The sequence below is a fragment of the Pseudoalteromonas sp. ABE4_541 genome (assembly GCF_056312285.1).
In genome coordinates, this window is the sequence record NZ_JBSVEM010000001.1 from 42590 (window position 1) to 63147 (window position 20558).

Below are 20558 nucleotides of genomic sequence, written 5' to 3' on the forward strand. Positions count from 1 at the left end.
GGTTAATTTGGCACAATCACAGACAAGCTTTGTGATCTAATTTCAATATTGAGCTTGTTTGCTTGGTCTATTTCACCATCAATACAGTAGTGAAACGGTTCAGAAGCGATTATTTCAACAGACTTACCTTGTACGTGGTTGATGTTAAATTGCTCAGGTTGGTGCGATAAAGTAGAGCTCAGTAGCTCAGCGAGGCTGAGCAGTTTTTTACTGGTATCATTGTGATATTTCAGCATGGTAATATCGAATAGCCCATCTTGCCAATTAGGTGCCCCTCCTCCTTGTGCTAATATTGTCGTCACAGGTGCAGCGTTAGCAATCGCTAAACTCGAACTAGAGATGTGTTGTACTTCTTGATTATCTACACACATTTGTATGTCTAATGGGTTGCTATCTAGCAGTGCTTCCATAAACCCTTGAATATAAGCTAATTGTCCGTGTTGATTCTTTAGATTGCGATCTGCGTGACTGATCATTTTCTCTTCAATGCCCAAAGCAACAACAAGTAATGCTGTTTTACCATTGCATTCAAGTGTGTCCATGGGAGCTGCGTTATGTTCGATCAATGCATTGCATGCGCAGTTGAAAGGGTCAACTTTGCTGGTAAGGCCAAATAATACGTGTGCCATAGCGTTCGCTGTCCCCATCGGCAAAATGGCGAGCGTATGTTGGGTATTTTTAATAGCAGCAGCGACCTGAGCAACAGTCCCATCTCCTCCGCAAGCAACAAAGGTGTGTGGGCTATCTGGGGCGATGGATTGGACTAAATCACATGCATTAGTATTTTCTTCGGTAAAGTAGCAGTTGAGTGCATAGTGCTGCGTAAGTATTCCGAGCACATGATTACCGTAGTAAGCCCATTTTCCGCCACCAGAAACGGGGTTAATAATTAGGCTTAATGTTTGTGGGCGATGTTCTTTGATGTATTTGCTTAAAGAGAGGAGGCGTTTTAGTTGCTTTTTGTTCAACCGTGCAGTGGTACGAATGGACTGTACCTTTTCTATAATTTCTCGCTCACTCTTACAGGGTTCACTGGCCAAAAGGTATGCGCACAACATGAAAAATGAGCGACCCCGACCGAGTGCACAGTGTATGACGACTTTATTATTTAACTGGTGCTGAACTTTGATCCAATTAATTGCATGTTGAAGCTGTGTTTCGTTTGGGGAGTAGTGGTCTAAAACGGGAATATTTAAATAATGTAGGTGCTCTTGTTCCGCCGACCAATTTAATCCATCAAACTCAGCCGTTACATCCAAAATTGCAGTTACCCCTTGTGCTTCAAGTGCCTCAACATCGGATGGAAAAAGCCGACAAGCAAGAAATAAGTTGGGTGTGATCTGCTGAATCGCGGGCACTTTATCGTTGTGGCGAACTATTGCGTTATAGACTTGCGCTCCGAGTAAATACGGGAGGAGCAATAACTTGATCCAAAGTGGAATGGCACCTGTGGTGGATTTTCGAAATAAACTCGGAGAATTTGAAGCATACGCAATAAAAACGCACAACAGGGATATGCTGAGCCAGATAGAAGGAATTAAGTACCAGGTGCTGATGCTGAGCCAAACCAGTGCAAAGCTACATGTGAGTGCAAAAAAGTAATATTTAGTCATTTTCATTGGCTTACCGCCTCTTTAGTTTTTTTGCCTTTATTGATGTATATATCTTTTCTCTTTAATACGTTAACAAAATTCGATGGGCTTGCCTATTTTTGTATCTATAAGCACCATTACTGTGACTCAAACCAAAATATCTTGCCAAACCCACTGATGGACTGACACATATGGACCCCAAAATTCAAGTATGGAAGTCGCTCAAGTCTATGTATTCAATGGCGAGGATAGTGATTCGCGCACTATCAGGATCATTAGGTTGCTTAAATCTAGCTGCGTGAGCGCGCATTTTGGGTGCTGTGTGAGATTCTTCGTGTGCTGGGCCAGAATACTGATAAAGAGAGTTAGGGCATTTTGTTCAGTGCAATAAAAATGCACTGACGAGCCAAAAGAGGAGTCGAGCATTGAGGCCCAATACGTTGATAAAAAAGCTGTTTTACAGTTGTGCAAAAGCTGTTCGGCGTCAAATAGGGTTTGTTCTCGCATGATTTATGAGGCGCCTACAAAGTCCTTTAGCTAAAAGTTAGCACAGAAAGTTGTTGAGTCTGCGCTGTTGTGCCATGTTTAAGGTGGTTTTGCAGTTTTTCATTGTTCAGTTATTTGATATTTAAATTACTTTTAAAGTTTTTATTCTAATTATTGGACTTGTGTGAAATATTAACCTTATGAATTTGCTATTGGGAGTGTGCAGATCGCACTGAAAGTTGAATGTTCAAAAAGCTGTCTATCAAACAAAAAATTATTTTGGGGTTTTCTAGCCTAGGAATATTGCTCTTACTGGCTAGTGGATTGGCTTATACATCCCTGACACAAATTAACCTTGCTAACACAGAAGTAAAAAGTGTGGCAGTGCCTATCTTGAAAACTGCCAATGGGTTGCAGTTAAAGCAAAGTGCGTTGAGCAAATTAATCTCTAAAGTATTCAGTGAAAATGATCCCGCGCAATTACGTAAAATCGAACAACGGTTTAATACACAGCAGCAAGCTTATCAAAAACAATTAGCAGAACTGACAACGCTTACAACAAGCAAACAACAATTTATAGGGCCCTTAGACAACATCATTGCTGTTAGTAAAGACATTGAGCAACATGCTCGAACGCTTTTGGCTGCCAAGTTAAGCGTGACGGAACAGGTGGAAAAAACGAAGCAATCGGTTGAACAGTTTGAGAAAATAAGGGTTTTAGCCAGTGACGCGATGCTTAATTTGGAGTTGATCGAGACGACCAATCAGCGACAGCTTGCAGAAGTGGCCGGCACTGGCGTGCGTATTGACGATATGATGTATACTCTCAGTGACAATGTCAAAGTGGTAAATCAGTTAAATGCACAAGAGCTCAAAGCACAGCATGAAGATGTACGTTTTTTACTCGCCAACATTCAAGACAACTTTCAATTTTTAAAACGCCAGTCACAGGGCTTGGATGCCAGTGAGTTATTGAGTGAATTCACAACTCAAGTAGAGAAAATGAGCAAGTTGCTAGATCAACCAGGCACCTTATATCAAAGTGCACAGTTGAAGCTGAGTTCAATGGATGCATCTAAATCAGCTTATCAACGTGCAGAGAAAGCCACTGAACAAGTGCAGAATGCGCTGCGAGAGTTGCAACAAGCGTCAGATGAGCAATTTAGCTATTATCAAGATATTGCAGAGCAAAAAATTTTACAAGCGAAGCGAACCACGCTTATTCTTGCACTGTTCTTCATTAGTTTGGCAGTCTTTATCGCGATATCAACCAGTCGAGCGATGCTAGGTCCTTTGGCGGCGGTAAACAAAATGCTTGGGTATTTAGCAAAGGGTGATTTTTCCCGTGATATGAAAAAGCGTAGCAACGATGAGTTTGGCATGCTGATTGATAATATTAACCAAGTAAGGGATAGTCTAAAGGTTTTACTGGAAGACATTAATCACAAGGTGCATGAGTTAGAAAATATGTCCGATTCTACTCAGCAACGTAGCCAGTTGCTTGCGCAAAATGCTCAGCGCCAATTACAGCGTATTGACAGCGCGGCGGGGCTAGCATCGGAAATAGCAATTAGTGCTCAGCAAGTGAGTGAAGAGTCTGCGACCACACTTGAAAGCATCAAAGAAGCAGAGCTGCAAGGGTTGAACGCCAACCAAATCGCCAACAGTAATAGGCAAAGCATGTTGTCGCTTAATAGTAAAATGGCAGATGCGGTGGCGATTATGGATAAGCTCACAGGACATAGTGAAAGCATAGAAACGATATTGGACACCATTTTATCTATTGCAGAGCAAACCAATTTGTTGGCGCTCAATGCTGCGATTGAAGCCGCGAGAGCTGGAGAGCAAGGGAGAGGGTTTGCTGTGGTTGCTGATGAAGTTAGAACGCTCGCTGCGCGAACGCAAGCATCTACCAATGAGATAAGTGCCATGATCGATGCTTTACAGCAAGATACTAAACTGGCCAATAGCGCGATTTTGGAAGGGCAAAGCGGCACGCACACTTGCGCGCAAAGAAGTGAATCACTCTCAGAAGCTATCGCGCAAATAGAACAAGTGTTGGTACAGGTGAGTAGTTTGAGCACGCGAGCGAGTGGTGCAGCACATGAACAGGTTGAGCATTGTCAACAGATTGAAAGTGTGATGTCTCAGGCGCAACAAACCGCCCAAGACAACGCCAATGAAATGCAACACATGGCGCAAGCAAGCGAGTCGCTTAGTCGATTTGCAAACTCGCTCACTGAATTGGTTAAACGCTTCAAGCTATAGCGGCAACGGATGAAAGTATTTGCCTACACTCGCTTAGCTTCATAAAGTGGGGTACTGGGTAGTCAGGATGCGCTTCTTTGAGCGCAGACTGCGCTAAGCTGTCTATATCTTCCGGTTTTAATTCATTAAACTTGGTTTGTATATTCATACTATTTAGCAGCTGTTCGATATGCTCCAACAAATCTTGTGCTTGCCTCTCAATAGGATAGTCTAGCGAAGTTAAACGGCACTCTTGTGCGATGAGCGCTAAGGTTTTGTTGATCCTATCACCATACCAACGCAATACGGGCATAAGCAATACCGCATTAGAAAGGCCATGTGCAGTGCCATAACTGGCACTGAGCTGATGTGAGATAGCATGAATGTAACCGACTGAAGTGCGAGTAAACGCTTGTCCAGCATAGAATGAAGCGAGTAATAGCTGCTCTCTGGCTTCTAAATCGTTGCCACCTTTATACGCCTTGGGCAGATATGTAAATATCAAATCACAGGCATTGAGTGCGCGTTCTTTACTAAATTTCATGCAATTAATACTGAGCAAGGCTTCAATCGCGTGTGTTAGCGCGTCAATTGCTGTTGTGGCGGTTAAGTGTGGTGGTAAAGTCACCGTAAGGGCTGGTAGCAGTACAGCATGCTGCGGGACAAGCGCAAAATCAGTTGCAGCGTACTTAAGTTGTGCTTTTGGGTCATTGACCACTGCTGCGACGGTTGTTTCTGCACCTGTGCCTGCGGTTGTTGGTATGGCAATATTGGGTGGCAAGCGCCTTAATACTTTAAATAATCCCTTAAACGATGATACCGCTTTATTAGGCCTGACAACTTTAGCACCAATCAGTTTGGCACAATCCATTACTGATCCGCCTCCAATAGCAATGAGCGCTTGGCACTGATTTTGTGTGTAAGCATCAAAACCCATTTCAACGTTTTCTATGCTTGGGTTGGCGTGAACTTGATCATAAATAACAGGCTGTATATGTGATTGAGTCATATGCTCTAATAGCGAGGGAAAGTCAGCCAAGCCATGTATGGTTTTATCCGTTACTACGAGTACTTTACTGTTGTTAGGCAGTTTTAAAGCTTGAATAGCTTGATTGAGTGCTTGCTCACCACGGTATAGTGTTGGTTTAGGCACATCAACCAGTACAACAATACATTTTAAAATAAAGTGATAGCAGCGATAAAGTAGGGTCATGTTTATGCTCGTTTTTTGCACGTAACAAAAACTGTAGCATAGAGGCGATTTATCACCTAGTTGTAAAAGAGAGAAGGTAAAAAATAACAAAGCCGCTAAAAAGCGGCTTTGTTGAGACTAGCTATTAGGCTGTAAAGCTAACAGGGCGTCTTTCTTTACGCTCACCATCACGGCGAGGTGGACGCTTACCTTCATTACGTGGGTCTTTAAAGCTGCGCTTTCTTTCACCACGTCCTTCGGAGTTGCCCGCTTGATCAGCTGGGTGTGCACTCTTAGTTAGCTTCATAGGACGCTTACAGATAAATACGTTCTGGAAGTGTGATAATACTTCAGCAGGCATATTCTGTGGTAGCTGAACCGTACTGTGTTCATTGAACAAACGGATGTCACCAATGAACTTGCTTGAGATATCAGCTTCGTTAGCAATCGCACCTACGATGTTTTTAACTTGAACACCGTGATCACGACCCACTTCGATACGATAAGTATCCATTGGGCCTTGTGAACTGTTGCGAGGACCACGTTCTGAGCGCTCTTTGCCGCGACGTTCGCCACGCTCTGAACGACCACGGCCGTCACGGCGGTCATCACGTTCACGACGTTCACGTTGGAACTTGATCTCTTCAACCTTTAACGGAGACTGTTGCTGAGCTAAACAAAGCAATGCACCCGCTAAATCCTCAGTCGTTAGCTCAAGCTTTTGTGCTAAGTCTTTGGCAACTTCATTAAAGAACGCAATATCTTTGTGTTCAAGCGATGTTGCTAATTTAGCCTGTAATGCGCTAATACGCTTTGCTTCAACTGTTTTTGCAGACGGTAACTCTACTTCTGCAATTTCAGATTTAGTATGACGCATGATGTTGCGCAGTAAATAGCGCTCATTGTGCTTTACGAACAAGATAGCTTTACCTGAACGACCAGCACGACCTGTACGGCCGATACGGTGAACATACGCTTCACAGTCTTGTGGAATGTCGTAGTTGATAACTAAGCTTAAACGATCAACGTCTAGACCACGTGCAGCAACGTCAGTTGCAATAACGATGTCTAGTAAGCCGTTTTTCAAACGCTCTACTGTGCGCTCACGTGCTTGCTGGTTCATATCACCATTAAGCGGAGCCGCAGAAAAACCTTCATGCTCTAGTAGCTCAGCAAGTTGTACAGTATCGTTACGAGTACGAACGAATACGATAGCGCCATCGTAATCTTCGGCTTCTAAAAAGCGAACAATTGCTTTGTTTTTGTGAACATTCGCACGCCAGAACACTTGTTCAACTGTTGAAACAGTCGAGTTGCGTGCTGAAATATGCACTTGTTCAGCATTGTCTAAGTACTTCGCACAAATAGACTGGATCTGCTTAGGCATAGTTGCTGAGAATAAACATGTTTGTTTATCTTCAGGGGTTTTTTCCATGATGCTTTCAACATCATCGATAAAGCCCATACGTAGCATTTCATCTGCTTCATCTAGCACAAGTGCGCTTAGGTTAGACAAATCAATAGTTTTACGATTGATATGGTCAATTAAACGGCCCGGTGTCGCAACAATGATCTGTGCTCCACGGCGCAATGCGCTTAACTGGATGCCATAGCTTTGTCCGCCATAAAGGGCAAGTACTTCTACACCTTTGGTGTATTTAGCATATTGTTCAAATGCTTCTGCCACCTGGATGGCAAGTTCACGAGTTGGTGTTAACACCAAAATTTGTGGCTGCTTAGTAGCCGGGTCAATATTGTTCAATAATGGTAAAGCAAATGCTGCTGTTTTACCTGTACCCGTCTGCGCTAGTCCCAGTACGTCCTTTCTTTCTAGCAATAACGGTATACATTGAGCTTGGATCTCAGATGGTGTCTTGTATCCTTGCTCTTCGACTGCTTTTAAAATTGCAGGAGAAAGATCTAAAGATTCAAACGTGACTGGTTCTGACATTAATGCGCCTCAACGAATTTAAAGAGGCGCGCATTGTATAGGAAAAGCGGATCAAATGCTTGTACTAATTAGAACTAATTTATATGTGGTTGAAGTTGTGTGTTTTTTAACCAGCCCTAAAATGGGTATTTAACAACATATTTACTCAGTTGCTATCATTGCACGTATTTTAAGCGTCACGAGTTTGCTAACTATACAACTCTAAATTTTCTTTTGCGTAAGCTTCAAATTCGGTAAAGCCACCAATATGGTTTTGATCAATGAACACTTGCGGTACAGTTGGACAAGGTTTTCCAGCCGACTTTTCTAGATCGGCCTTACTAACACCTTCCTTAATAATGTCAACGTAACGGTAGTTAAAATCATCACGCTGGTTAGTTAAACGCTCAGCGACTTCTTTAGCACGAACACAGTAGGGGCAACCCTCACGACCGAATATAACTGTAAACATAAAAACACCTCTTAAATTGAACTGTGTATAGTGTAGAAGAAATAAGCTTAAAAAAAAGTGATTAAAAACGATTGTCTCAATCGGAAATTTGGATTGCCTAAAACGATATTTAAGTGTTTCATACTACACAGCTAAAATACCTCCTAAGAGAATGTTGTGGCGAGTTTTTTTTAGTCACAAACTTTTACAGTAGTTTATTCGTTCAACTTTATATTTTATGAGTAAACGCGTATCGTACTGCTTTTTAAAATTTTGAAAGGCATAGCAATGCTCAGATTATTAATACTAATTACAGTTTGTGTTAGTTTACTTGCGGGGTGTAACAGCACAACTCGAGTAAAGCCTAACATGGTTTCAAATAAAAAGTACAAGGTAAATAAAGACGTTGTTTTGCCTTTGCAAACTAAGGTTGCGGTATATGTCCCTACAGGTAAGCTCAAGAGTGAGTTTTTTGCGGTTGGTCGTATTCATAAGCCAGGTAAGGCACTGACGGAAGCGACTCAGTCTATTTTCAAAAACTACTTTAGTGAATTTAATTGGTTTGCAAGTGAACAAGACGCTCAGTACATATTTAAACTTGATCCAAATTGGGATTTTGAAGCCGGTGACCTAAAAGTAACTTTGAATTACGAGGTGTTTTCATCAGATGGAAAGTCTTTGTTCAAAGGTGAAATTGTAGAGACGAGTGGGTATAACTATCTAAATAGTGACGCTGGTTTTTATAATTCAGCATATAAATCAATGCTTGCGGTTCTATCACGCTTTGCTAATAAACATGCGAGCGAAGTGCCGAACATGCCCTTTGCGTCTTTAATTAACTTTGATTTAAACAAGCTCATTGGTGAAAAACCGATTAGTACAGGGACAGGTTTTTATATCAACAATGAGGGGGATTTGCTTACGGCTGCCCATGTTTTGAGAAGCTGCTTAGTTACCAAGATAAAAGTTGGTGGAGAATATAAGGCGGTTAAAGCGGATGCAAGCAGCACCTTATTAGACTTAGCAGTGATTAAATCAGGAAAGGAAAGCTCGAGCTATTTGCAGTTACCAACAAAGAATGCATTAGAGTTAGGTGAGAAGCTCACGTCAGTTAGCTATCCATTAGAAGGGTTACTAGAATCTTCACCAAATATGACATTTGGCAATATCACATCGGTCAAAGGGCTAACAGGCTCTAAGTCTACTTATCAGTTTAGTGCGCCTGTGCAACCAGGTTCGAGTGGTGGCCCTCTGGTGTCAGACCATAATGAACTTTTGGGAGTAACAACGAGTTCACTCAATACTAAAAGCTTAATTGAAAAAGGCGTGATACCGCAAAATGTGAATTTTGCGACAAAACCAGAAATGATTAAAAAATTTCTGACAAAGCACAACATTCCGTTTAAGCAAGGAAAAAGAAACGATATTGCAGCCACAAAGCTTGCTTTAGAATCAACAACATCAATTGCATGTTACCAATAAAGGAACTTAATTGTGAAAAAAGTACTTATTTTGTCAATTATGGCGTTTCTAATGCTGACTAGTCTGCAAGCGAAAGCTTCTCTGGTATTACCACCGGCACAGTTCATCAACATCGTAGATGATTTTCTGACAGACGAACTTAAAACACACGCTATGTTTGCTGATATTTCAGATGAGCTGCCTGGTAGTCCGATAAAAGTGGTTGCTTATTTAGAACAAGACACAACTTCAGGCGGTGCGGCGGCGGAAGCAACCTCTATTATTTTGTCAGCGAGCACGTTAGGCATCTTGCCTGTAGTGAGTAATAAAGACTTAAAGCTATCTTATAGAATACTTGTTAATGGAACGCTTCTTACGGAATATCGATTCATTAAAAATGTGACAGACTCAGATAATATCTGGTTAGCGCAGCATAATAGAAAGCTAGACAAAGACATAGTCGAGTGGGTTAAGTCTACGATCCCTGAGGTGATCAGTCAGTTTAATAATGACGATAAAATTAAAGCTTTATTAGACGAATATAACTTCTATTTTGATTAACCTTGTTATATAGAAAGTAAAATGGGGTCTTAGTGCCCCAACTTACGTTCTGTAAACCGTTTTAATTAAATGATAGCCGAACTTGGTTTTTACTGGACCATGTACTTCAAACAAAGGTTTTTTAAATACCACATCATCAAATGCCTTAACCATATCGCCTTTGTTAAACTCGCCTAAATCCCCACCTCGCTTTTTAGATGGACAAATAGAATGTTGCTTGGCGAGTTTATTAAAGTCACCGCCTTTTGCTAATTTTGCTTTGATGTCTAAACACTCTTTTTCGGTTTTAACCAATATATGGTATGCACACGCTTTAGGCATGATGGCTCCTGAAATTGATTTGAATGGCGGGATCATGAAGGGCTTGGTTACAAAACACAAGCCCTTAGGGGAAGTTGCTAATAAATTTTATGCTTAAAAGGTCACACTAAAGCCGATAGATGGGCGCATTTCAAAATCGTCCTCTTCTTCTTTAATGTATAAATCATCAACGGATTTAACCTTTTTGTAGTCCAAATCAATGTAGCTAACATTTTTTTGTCCATACGCGTTCATAAGTTCAAGTATTAACTTACCATCCAACCCAAATAGCTGAGTTTTACGCTCAAAGCGAATATCGAGTCTATGATACATGTCATGACGTTTTGAGAATGGGTCGCCGTACACAGGTAAAAAGTGATTCACATAGTCAGGATTTTCCTTAACGCCAACGATAGGTGTATATGCTTGACCACTGCGTGCTGTAAAGTTAAAGCCACCTTCCCACCGTTCATTAATCTCATAGTGGAATACGGCATTAAAAACCAAAGGCGTATCGGCATAATAGTCACGAGTTACATTAGCTCTATTGTCTGTTCGTTCACTTTTGGCATAACTTAGCGCAACCCAACCATACCAGTTGTCGGTTTTATTTTTGCTGAGTAATAAATCAACCCCGTAAGCTTTACCTTCAACTTGGTTGCTGTATAGCAGGTGCGCGTCTGCTGCATTAGAGTCGATCGCTAATGGTAGGTCATCCATAGTTTTATAGTAACCCTCAATTGACCATGACCACTCATTTTCAAGTTGTTGTTCAAATCCAAGTGTAAAGTGATCGGAGGTTTGAGACTTTAACTTTGGGTTACCCACTTTAGGAATTATGTAGTCTACGTCCTGCATACGATTGTACTGACCATATTTAGCGGTAATCGTACTGTCGTCGCTCAGATAATAATTGAAGGCTAAACGCGGTGACGTAAAATTTTCGTCGGTATAGTCATTATGCTGTAGTTGTACACCGAACTCTGATTGTAATTTGTCAGTGATTTGCCAAACATGCGTTAAGCCGACAAAGCCTGAATCAATGGCAATTTGTTGCTTACCATTAATGCGTTCACCTTTTTTCAAATCACAGTCAGGATCAAGTTCAGTACACAAGTACTGGAAGGTGTCGTATTTGAAGGTGGTTTCATTATCAAAATAAGCAAAATCGGTAATGAGTCGATGCGTTTGGTTAATGCGATAATTCAGTTGTGCTTTATAGCTGTATTGCTTTTCTTCTTCTTGTTCAAAGTAACCAGAAGTCAAGGTTGCTTTTTTGCCATATTCAAGTCGCCCAGAGTGATCCAGTGCACCCACGCCGACTCTCAAGTGGTAGTCTTTGCTGTAGTGGTCCCACAGTATACTTTGGCTGTTAAATTCGCGAATAAATCGAGCATCACCTTGAAACTCAGGTGTCTTTTTCGCAAGTTCAGCACGTTCATTAAATCCTGCCGCGGCTGAATCTTCAGCGCCGGTAAAGTTAAAGGTGAGCGTATTATTGTTGTCTATGTCCCACAACCATTTACCTTGGTAGTCATGGTCATCAGGTGCGTCATTGACGACGATGCCGTTCTTCTCACCATCATCATCTTCTAACTCTTCACCTTCAGAGAAAAATAACGGTAGGGTGCTTTTGCGCGCCGAAAAATAGAAAGCGGTGTTTTCGGTTGCTTGCCCTTCAACAAACACCCCTGCATTAAACATCGTAAAGTCTAATGTTGTAGCAATTGGCTGATATTTAGGATTACGTAGAGTGACATCGAACACAGCTCCCGTGGCGTTGCTGTAGGCGGCACCGTAACCAGCCGAGTAAAGTTGAAAGTCTTGTATGATATGGCGGTTAAATATTGAACTGCCAAAGTCATGGAAAATATAGCCAGCAGGCATAAAGTCAACTTCAAAAATATTATCACTAGGTGAAGACCCTCGCACGGCCGGTTCGCTCATTGAACCTCCTGCGGCTACAACACCGGGTAGGGCATAAACGGCACGTAAAGGGTCGCCCATTGCACCAGGCATTTCAATGAGCTTTTCAGTGTCTTCGGTAATTGAGCTGGTGATACTGCTACGCTTGTAGTGAACTTCGATATGTTCCATATTTTTTGGCTTATCTTCAGCGTGTGCCGCTAATGCAATACACATCATAATGGGCGATAGCGAAAAAGCACGTTTTTGAGTACGAGAGAGCATTGTTTGTTTCCTGCAATGAGTTCATTGATGACAGCAAGAAGTTTACTTTGCTTACTTGTAGAAGTGTTTTAGGTTTGGGTAATAAAGTGTGCGGTAAAACCTACAAATAATTACATTCGCAGACGCAAACCAATTTCGCTGGAGTAACCCATATCACGCGCAATAATATTGCTATTTTCGTCAATAATATAATAGCTAGGGTAGGCACTCACACGGTAGTTTGCGCCAATGTTATGATTACCGAGTAAAATGGGCATAGATAAGTTCAGATCTGCTACAAAATTTTGTATTTGTGCCTCACCTTCATAATCTAGTGCGATGGCGACGGCATTTATTTGTTCTTGTTCGTACAGCTTATTGAGGTTGGGCATGCTGTAACGACAAACTGTACACCACGGTGCAAAAAAATAGACAATGACTTTTTGTCCTCTAAATGAAGATAAGCTTATACGCTCACCACTGTTTAATTGCTGCAGCGAAAAGTAGGGGGCTGGATGGTTTCCAGTGGTATCTAGCATCTCTCTTTGCTGGTAGTTGCTTACGAGCAAAAATACAACGACGACGATGGCGACTTGTATAAACGCTTTTATCATCTGCCTTACGTAATTGAACGAGGTTGTGGTGAGTTTACAATGAACAGTCTGTGAGAGAAAGATGTGTGCGACGCACACATCTAAAAAGTAAGTTAGCCCAAATAACGCTTAGCTTTTTGCGGCTTAATTTTGGTGAGATCAACTAACACTAAGCCATCGATACAATTATTAAAGTCTGGATCGATGCTAAAACATAGGAAGTTAGCGCCATCATCTTCACAAATTTCTGTATATTGTTTAAATAGAGTGGGTACTTGTGCACCAAGGTTGGCCAGTACATGTTTTAGCTCGGCAAAATCTTCTTTTATGTCGTTACCATGAAACAGTGCTTTATATTGTTCAAGTTGTTGATTTGTTAGCTTAAACTCGTTCTTTGGCTCGGCATGTTCAGGCAAACGAGAAAAGTAGTGTTGATAATGGTAGACCAACATGGCCTTTGCTTCATCAGGTAAGCTGTTAGATAGACTTACCGCGCCAAATAAATATCGGTGTTCAGGATAGCGTTTAACGAAAGCACCAATGCCATACCAAAGATAATCTAAGCTCTTTCTACCCCAGTACTTCGGTTGAACAAAGCTTCTACCTAACTCCAGTCCTTGTTCGAAATAGGGCTGCATTTTGTCGCTATAGTTAAACAGGCTATCGGTATAAAGTCCTTGTTGTCCATAGTCTTCAATAACTCGTTTGGCACTGGCCATACGATATGCGCCAACCAACTCTAGCTGACGCGGGTCCCAAAGTACGAGGTGATGATAATGCATGTCGTATTTGTCAATGTCGCGACGTTTACCACTGCCTTCACCGACCGCGCGAAAAGCAATTTCACGCAACCGACCTAGTTCTCTAAAAATAACTGAACTGCCTTGATACTGATATAAATAAATTTGCATGCCATCTTGGGTCTCCCCTAATAATTCACACTCCTCCAGCGCTCTTTTTAGCTCTTTTTTACATTCAGGCACGGCGATAGGCGTTTGTGTTTTTAGAGGCAGCGTTTTTTTCGTGCTTAATCTATAGAGTTGCTTACGGATCAAGCCGACAATTTCTTTATCTTTTAAGTTTTCGATTAAGTAAGACTCAGGTGGAATGCTGGCACCAATCTCAAACTCAAGTGACTTTTGTCTTTGTTTAAACATTTCTTTGACCAACAACAGGCTGGCTAGTGGTTTGTAGATCATAGATGTGCCATAAAACAATGGACTATTTTTGGCTTTAATATAAATAGGCAAAATAGGACTATTGGCCTTTTTAGCCATGCGCAAAAAGCCTGAATTCCATTTGCAATCTTTGATGCCAGTAGGACTTAATCGCGACACTTCTCCTGCGGGAAAAATAAGCAGTGCACCTTCATTTTTTAAGTGCGTTTGGATATTGGCAAGCTCTTGCTTGCGGCTAGTGCCAGACAAATTATCTACTGGAAGCAATAAAGAGTGCATGGGTGTTAAAGACATCAGCATGCGATTAGCAACCACTTTGAGGTCGGGGCGAACTTTGTTGATCACCCGAATAAGAGCAAGCGCATCTAAGGAACCAATCGGATGATTGGCAACAATGACAACACTCCCTTCACTTGGTATATGTTCAATTTGTTTTGGTTTGTAACGCGCGTCGAAGTCTAGTTCATCTAAAACTTGCTCTACAAATTCAATGCCCTGCAAGTGAGGGTAGGCATCGGCGAATGCGACAAACTCTTGTTCATGCAATAAGTAGCCTAAACCTTTTTTAACTAACCCTTTGACCTTTGGAGAATTTTCTAATTGAGGTAAGTTCGCTTCGATCACTTTATCGACACTGATCATAAAACTGTCCTATTGGATATGATTAACATTAGACTAAAAATATCCCGTGACAAGAATGTTGCAGTTGGTGGTCATTTGTATGACATTCTCTGTAATTAGAAGTCTCGGAGTTTTATATAGGATTTTGTTTTCTGATTAGTTTAATATAGTAATATTAAATAGTTATGGAGACATCACCATGTCCTTTCTCGTTTGTGTTACCGGAAGAGATAATACGAAGTTACTCTCAGAACTAAAAAGTCGCTTGGGCGACGAAGAAGTATACGAGTGGCCAAATTGTCCTGATCTTGAGCGCATTCAGTTTGTTCTGGCTTGGAATGCGCCTGATGCACTTTGGGCAAAGCTGCCTAACTTGCAAGTTGTACAATCATATGGTGCGGGTGTGGATGCGATTGCTATGCATTTGTTGCCTGAGCATGTTCGGGTTACGCGTGTTATTGATAGTGCGCTTGCGGACGACATGGCTGAATATGTGCTGGGTCAGGTGTTGGCACATAAGTTACGTATAAAATCATATTATTCTCAGCAAGCAAAGCAAGTTTGGAAACCTCGCAGAGCAAAGCAAGGCAAAAAAGTCGGTATTATGGGGTTAGGGGAGCTTGGTCTAAAAGTTGCCCATCGTTTAAATGATAATGGCTTTGAGGTGTATGGCTGGAGTGCATCATCGAAACAAATTGACAATGTTTCCTGTTTTTCTGGGCCTTCAGAAATAGCCTCGTTTCTAAACGAGTTAGATTATTTAGTTTGCTTATTGCCGTTAACCGAGCACACCAAGGGTATTTTGAATAAATCGCTTTTTGAAAAGCTACCTAGCTCGAGTGTGGTTATTAATGTTGCTCGTGGCCAGCACCTCAATGAGCAAGATTTGATCTGGGCACTCGATAATCAAGAAATTGCAGGCGCTAGTTTAGATGTTTTTGAGCAAGAGCCTCTTCCTAATGAACATCCATTTTGGCGTTATCCAGCAATAACAATTACACCTCATTGTGCAGCTCTCACGAGTATTTCGACAGTCTGTGAGCAAATTGCTCACAATTATTTCGCTTTACTTAATAACAAACCGCTAAACTGCGAAGTAAATCGAAGCAAGGGGTATTAAGTTGTTTTTGATGGAAACAGCTTTTAAATAGAGATATATTATATAATTCAAGGTTTTATTGTGCTTTTTTGATGTGAGTAATTTGTACCTGTTGAGTAATGAAAATGTCACGGTGTGTTCATCATCCTGTATATAAAAACACCTTGTTCGTTCACCGAATATTCAGTAGATTAGTAAAAAATAATAAAAACAGGAGGCTATAATGAAAAGCAGGCAGAGTGGTGTGAAGTTGTCGTTGGTACTTTTTTCGGTTATTTTGTTAGGAGTATCGGCATGGTTTACAAAGGCCCAAGCAACTGAATTGCCAGAGCCTTCAAAAGTAGTGATATCACAAGCTAGCGCTTAGCATGTAGCTCTCTATTCTCTATTTTTTTATCTTCACTTTTTTTCAACAACACATAGGTTGACGCGCTGCCACCATGGCAGCTTAGTGCACTGTGAAATGCAAGCACTTGTGGCATTTCTTGCAGCCACTTATTGGTGTAGCTTTTTAGGATTGCAGGGAAAGGTTTACTTTTAAGCCCAATGCCGTGGCGCACTAAAAGCACTCTTATATTGCGTTGTTGGCAATCCATCACAAAGTCAAATAAGGCCTTTCTGGCTTCATAAAAAGAACGCCCATGCAAATCTAATGTCGCATCTATTTGGTATTTGCCTAGACGTAAATTTTTGTACACTCCTTCCTGTACACCTGATTTTTTGTAAGTTAGTAGATCATGAGGGTCTAACAGCTCTACATATTCTGTGGACAAGAAGTTGGGATCAAAATCAATTTCTTTTTCTGCGGCACGACGCTTTTCTAACTGCGCAATTGTTGGGGAATGTTTTAAACGAGATAACTCCACTTGGTTTGTGTGTGCCAGTGGGGTGACATCTCCCATGGATGCTAAAAATAGCTCTTCATCGGTCATAGCCATACTTCACCTGTAAAGCAACTGAGAGTATGGCTGAGATTTTAGCTTAGTCTAACGCCTATGACTACTAGCTAAGTTCAAGATGGCCAAATGTATATACTTTAAATAGATAAAAAGTATTAATTAGAATAAGGCTTAGGTTAGATACCACGCTAGTATTAACAAGATCGAAACTGAATGATAAAAACAGTAAGCTACACGCCGTGAACGCGGCAGTGCGCAAAAGTGTTATTTGATTGATAAAAAAGGCACCTAAGCCTAAAGCTAGCAATATAATATTGATGAGCCAATCGAACTCGTTGAGCATGGTCTGTATGGGTTTCCATTGTTGATTAAAGGAGCGCCATTATGGTGATCATTTGACCATGCTTCAAGCGAGTATTTTTATAATTTTCAGATTAGTTTTTTTAATCCAAAATCAGCTTTTTAAGGGCGGAAAGAAAGCCACTTTGCTCGATGATTTGATACTTCTGGCAGCTATCTGGATTGTTTTCATCCACACACAGATATAAGGTATTGCGTTCAAGTGCTGGTCTAGGGTGCAGATTAGAGTCAAATAAAACTGGGTCGAAGCCTAAAGCCCCACTCCAATAGACGCTTTGTGAAACAAGTCCAAGTTTCTCGTATGTAATAAGTTGAGGTTTTGGAAAAATAACCGCTGCGAGTGTTAGTATGCTAAGCGCAATCCATTTTATGGGTAGCTTTTTTGTGCCAGATTGTTGCTGTGTTACATCGTTTCTTGGCTGCTCTTTTGCTTTTTCAATCGTTAGGTTCGCTTTATGCGGTGTTCGCGCAATGCGTGCTTTATGTTTGCCCTGAACTTGGCCTAGTAACGCTTGTTTTTTGTTTTTTTTCTGTTTATTTGGATTGTTTGCCATACCTAGATGTAGCCTTTTAGTTGCAGCACTCTATAATAGATCTATCATTATCAATGATAACGTATTTTTTATTCGCAGCCTAATGGGAAAGGATTATGGATCAGCAAATCTCAATATTAATCGTCGATGATGTGGGGACCGTGAGAAGCTTTTTGCATCAAACTCTCATGCATTTGGGCATAGACCGAGTAAAAGAAGCCTCGACGGTGAGGCAGTGCATCACAGCGTGTGAAGAGCAACATTTTGATATCGTATTTTTAGACATCGAACTGCCTGATGGTGATGGTAAGGAAATTATCTCTCAATTAAACGAAATTAATCCAGAGTTAAATGTTGTGATGGTGTCGGCTCACTCTACAGTGGAAAATGTCAAAGATGCGATTGAGTTAGGGGCAAAGGGGTTTGTGGTTAAGCCTTTTTCACCAAAAAAGATTGCGGCCATGTTGAAGAAGTTTTATCCAGAGTTAGAGATAAGCTAAATAATCCGTCAAATTTTAGATATAAAAAAACCGACTTGCGTCGGTTTTTTCATTCAAAAACAAATTATAGTGCTTTAATTTTAGCAGCTAAACGGCTCTTATGGCGAGCAGCTTTGTTTTTGTGGATAAGACCTTTAGTTGCGTAACGGTCTAGGATCGGTGTTGCAACAGCGAATGCTTGAGTTGCAGCTTCTTTGTCACCAGCTTCAATTGCAGCTACTACTTTTTTGAAGTAAGTACGCATCATTGAACGACGGCTTGCGTTGTGCTGGCGGCGTTTTTCGCTAGTAATAGCGCGTTTTTTTGCAGACTTGATGTTAGCCAAGGTTTGCTCCTAACAATCTTAAAATAAGCTTAATTTAAAGGCCGAGGAATATGCCCGTTTTAATCGCAAAAGTCAATATAATTTGACGAATGCGGCCTTTGTTTCTTTATCATGGTAGCCTGATCACACTAAAACCTCGGCAAAAATGCACTTGGCATTTAGTAATTGCAGGCATTTGAATCACACCAATACCAAAGAAACTCCCCGGTTGCTGCGATTAATGGCGCGTATTGTAACAAACCTTACATCGTTCACATAGTGTTAGGTTAAGAATTTTTATACTTACATGGTGCTTAGATAAATGTTTTGCCTGTTTTTCGCCATCCTATGGCATAATTGTCGGGTTTGAATCATAAGGAGAAAAGGGTGGCCAAAGGGTTATTTAAGTCTGGCATGATAGTAAGTGCTATGACGATGATCTCGCGTATTATGGGGCTAGTTCGCGATGCAGTTGTCGCAAATTTGCTCGGTGCGGGGTTAGCTGCGGATGTGTTCTTATTCGCTAATCGAATTCCAAACTTTTTACGCCGCTTATTCGCCGAAGGCGCTTTTGCTCAAGCGTTTGTTCCTGTGTTGTCGGAGATAAAAGAAAAGCACGGAGATGACAAAGTTCGCATTTTTGTAGGGCAAGCAGCGGGTACACTGGGTACTATTTTGTTGTGTGTGACTTTTCTCGGGGTGATTGGTTCACCTGTGATTGCGGCCTTATTTGGCACTGGCTGGTTTATTGACTGGTGGCAAGGCGGTGAAAACGCCCATAAGTTTGTGTTAGCCAGTGGTTTGTTAAAGCTGACTTTTCCATATTTATTTTTTATCAGTTTAGTGGCACTAAGTGGTGCCATCTTGAATGTTTATAACCGCTTTGCGGTTGCGGCATTTACGCCCGTCTTGTTAAACATATCCATTATTAGTTGCGCAATATTCTTGCACGATAAATTTGATGTAAGTGCTTACGCACTTGCTGTGGGGGTTTTTTTGGGGGGAGTTGTTCAGCTTGCTTTCCAATTGCCTTTTTTATACCGCCTAGGCATGCTGCAAAAGCCACAGTTTGCTTGGCGTTCCGATGAGGTTACAAAAGTTAGAAAGCTAATGTTACCCGCTATGTTCGGTGTCTCTATTAGTCAGATTAATTTGTTACTAGATACGATCATCGCATCATTGCTTGTAACTGGCTCTATTGCCTGGCTTTACTACTCTGATCGACTGATTGAGTTTCCGCTAGGCCTCTTTGGTATTGGTATCGCGACGGTCATTTTGCCTGCACTTTCGAAACTACATGCGGGGGATAAACTGGATGATTTTCAAAAAACCTTAGATTGGGGCGTACGCTTCGTTCTTTTCTTAGGATTTCCTGCCATGTTTGGGTTGATGGTCATCAGTCCGCTCATTATTTCTGTGTTGTTTGACCACGGCGCGTTTTCGAGTGGAGAAGTCGATCACGTTCAAGCGGTGAGCTATGGCGTGGCGGCATACTCGGTGGGGCTTGTCAGTTTTATGCTGATCAAAGTATTGGCACCAGGCTTTTATGCCCGTCAAGACACCAAAACACCAGTAAAAATTGGTATTGTCACGCTCGTTTTAAATATGCTCTTCAACATTATATTGGCCCCATTCATCGGTTACTTGGGATTAGCTTTGGCTACATCCTTATCGGCAAGCTGTAACGCATTTTTGCTTTATCGCCAACTCAGTCACAGTGATGTGTACCATATTTCAAAGTTTACTTGGCTATTTGCACTCAAATGCGTTGCTTCGGCCATGTTGATGGCATTAAGTGTGCGGTATGTTGCGATGTTATATGCTTGGCAAGCGTGGCCTTTGATGCAACAAATCACCTTGTTATGCGCTTTGTTGGCTTTGGCGGCTATCTGTTATTTTGGTTTAATGTGGATTTTTGGTGTTCGACTTTCAACGATTAAAGATGTCCGTGAAACACCGTGACAGCTATAGGTAATCATAATGCTTAAATGCTTACAAAGATTCACAGGCCCTAGATGTTCGCATTTTTGAGCAACTTGGGTATAATCGCTCACTTTCAACGATTGCACTATTTAAGGCATT

Annotated in this window: 19 protein-coding genes; 7 read left to right on the plus strand and 12 right to left on the minus strand. The window is 41.3% G+C overall.

Annotated features, from left to right (window positions below; translation table 11 throughout):
• Positions 1–2: 2 nt before the first annotated feature.
• Positions 3–1619: a diacylglycerol kinase family protein gene (locus tag ACW689_RS00175; RefSeq protein ID WP_476287389.1), complete on the minus strand. Its 1617-nt coding sequence runs from the start codon at positions 1617–1619 to the stop codon at positions 3–5.
• Between the two features lie 702 nt (positions 1620–2321).
• On the opposite strand from ACW689_RS00175, the gene ACW689_RS00180 reads away from it, so the two are divergent.
• A complete protein-coding gene (locus ACW689_RS00180) occupies positions 2322–4346 on the plus strand; it encodes a HAMP domain-containing methyl-accepting chemotaxis protein (protein ID WP_476287391.1) in 2025 nt (674 codons plus the stop codon).
• Here ACW689_RS00180 and ACW689_RS00185 read toward each other — a convergent pair.
• The 3 genes from ACW689_RS00185 to ACW689_RS00195 all read right to left on the minus strand — a co-directional run bounded on the left by ACW689_RS00185 (position 4336) and on the right by ACW689_RS00195 (position 7919).
• Complete coding sequence (locus ACW689_RS00185) at positions 4336–5538, minus strand: iron-containing alcohol dehydrogenase (RefSeq protein ID WP_476287393.1); 1203 nt, start codon at positions 5536–5538, stop codon at positions 4336–4338. The two genes, ACW689_RS00180 and ACW689_RS00185, sit on opposite strands and share 11 nt — an antisense overlap.
• Positions 5539–5662: 124 nt before the next feature.
• The gene (locus tag ACW689_RS00190) at positions 5663–7468 is read right to left on the minus strand and encodes a DEAD/DEAH box helicase (protein WP_476287394.1); all 1806 of its coding nucleotides are present in this window, start codon (positions 7466–7468) and stop codon (positions 5663–5665) included.
• 187 nt (positions 7469–7655) lie between these two features.
• Positions 7656–7919: a GrxA family glutaredoxin gene (locus ACW689_RS00195; RefSeq protein ID WP_476287396.1), complete on the minus strand. Its 264-nt coding sequence runs from the start codon at positions 7917–7919 to the stop codon at positions 7656–7658.
• Between the two features lie 267 nt (positions 7920–8186).
• On the opposite strand from ACW689_RS00195, the gene ACW689_RS00200 reads away from it, so the two are divergent.
• Positions 8187–9380, plus strand: a complete 1194-nt coding sequence (locus ACW689_RS00200) for a S1 family peptidase (protein WP_476287398.1) — start codon at positions 8187–8189, stop codon at positions 9378–9380.
• Between the two features lie 12 nt (positions 9381–9392).
• Positions 9393–9920: a hypothetical protein gene (locus tag ACW689_RS00205; RefSeq protein WP_476287400.1), complete on the plus strand. Its 528-nt coding sequence runs from the start codon at positions 9393–9395 to the stop codon at positions 9918–9920.
• Between the two features lie 42 nt (positions 9921–9962).
• Here the strand turns inward: ACW689_RS00205 and ppiC are convergent, their stop codons facing one another.
• From ppiC to olsF, 4 genes are all read right to left on the minus strand, one after another.
• On the minus strand, positions 9963–10241 hold the full coding sequence (ppiC, locus tag ACW689_RS00210) for a peptidylprolyl isomerase PpiC (protein ID WP_476287402.1): 279 nt from the start codon (positions 10239–10241) through the stop codon (positions 9963–9965).
• 93 nt (positions 10242–10334) lie between these two features.
• Positions 10335–12410: a TonB-dependent receptor plug domain-containing protein gene (locus tag ACW689_RS00215; protein ID WP_476287404.1), complete on the minus strand. Its 2076-nt coding sequence runs from the start codon at positions 12408–12410 to the stop codon at positions 10335–10337.
• Between the two features lie 110 nt (positions 12411–12520).
• Complete coding sequence (locus ACW689_RS00220) at positions 12521–13003, minus strand: TlpA family protein disulfide reductase (protein WP_476287406.1); 483 nt, start codon at positions 13001–13003, stop codon at positions 12521–12523.
• A gap of 92 nt (positions 13004–13095) precedes the next feature.
• Positions 13096–14802 (minus strand): bifunctional ornithine lipid synthase OlsF, encoded by a 1707-nt coding sequence (gene olsF, locus ACW689_RS00225; protein ID WP_476287408.1) that lies wholly within the window; start codon positions 14800–14802, stop codon positions 13096–13098.
• A gap of 178 nt (positions 14803–14980) precedes the next feature.
• Between olsF and ACW689_RS00230 the strand changes: the two genes are divergently transcribed.
• Complete coding sequence (locus tag ACW689_RS00230) at positions 14981–15901, plus strand: 2-hydroxyacid dehydrogenase (protein WP_476287410.1); 921 nt, start codon at positions 14981–14983, stop codon at positions 15899–15901.
• 202 nt (positions 15902–16103) lie between these two features.
• Positions 16104–16247 carry a hypothetical protein gene (locus tag ACW689_RS00235; protein WP_476287412.1) on the plus strand — a complete coding sequence of 48 codons (144 nt, stop codon included), beginning with the start codon at positions 16104–16106 and terminating at the stop codon, positions 16245–16247.
• Here the strand turns inward: ACW689_RS00235 and smrA are convergent.
• The 3 genes from smrA to ACW689_RS00250 all read right to left on the minus strand — a co-directional run bounded on the left by smrA (position 16237) and on the right by ACW689_RS00250 (position 17693).
• Positions 16237–16818 carry a DNA endonuclease SmrA gene (smrA, locus tag ACW689_RS00240; protein WP_476287414.1) on the minus strand — a complete coding sequence of 194 codons (582 nt, stop codon included), beginning with the start codon at positions 16816–16818 and terminating at the stop codon, positions 16237–16239. The genes ACW689_RS00235 and smrA overlap by 11 nt on opposite strands.
• 64 nt (positions 16819–16882) lie before the next feature.
• Positions 16883–17122 carry a hypothetical protein gene (locus ACW689_RS00245; RefSeq protein WP_476287416.1) on the minus strand — a complete coding sequence of 80 codons (240 nt, stop codon included), beginning with the start codon at positions 17120–17122 and terminating at the stop codon, positions 16883–16885.
• Positions 17123–17222: 100 nt separating this feature from the next.
• Positions 17223–17693, minus strand: a complete 471-nt coding sequence (locus ACW689_RS00250; RefSeq protein ID WP_476287418.1) for a hypothetical protein — start codon at positions 17691–17693, stop codon at positions 17223–17225.
• 95 nt (positions 17694–17788) lie between these two features.
• On the opposite strand from ACW689_RS00250, the gene ACW689_RS00255 reads away from it, so the two are divergent.
• On the plus strand, positions 17789–18172 hold the full coding sequence (locus tag ACW689_RS00255) for a response regulator (RefSeq protein WP_476287420.1): 384 nt from the start codon (positions 17789–17791) through the stop codon (positions 18170–18172).
• 64 nt (positions 18173–18236) lie between these two features.
• Here ACW689_RS00255 and rpsT read toward each other — a convergent pair whose 3' ends face one another.
• Positions 18237–18497 (minus strand): 30S ribosomal protein S20, encoded by a 261-nt coding sequence (gene rpsT / locus ACW689_RS00260; RefSeq protein WP_070992575.1) that lies wholly within the window; start codon positions 18495–18497, stop codon positions 18237–18239.
• Between the two features lie 366 nt (positions 18498–18863).
• Here rpsT and murJ point away from each other — a divergent pair, with 366 nt between their 5' ends.
• Positions 18864–20438: a murein biosynthesis integral membrane protein MurJ gene (murJ, locus tag ACW689_RS00265; RefSeq protein ID WP_476287422.1), complete on the plus strand. Its 1575-nt coding sequence runs from the start codon at positions 18864–18866 to the stop codon at positions 20436–20438.
• The last annotated feature ends 120 nt before the right edge of the window (positions 20439–20558 follow it).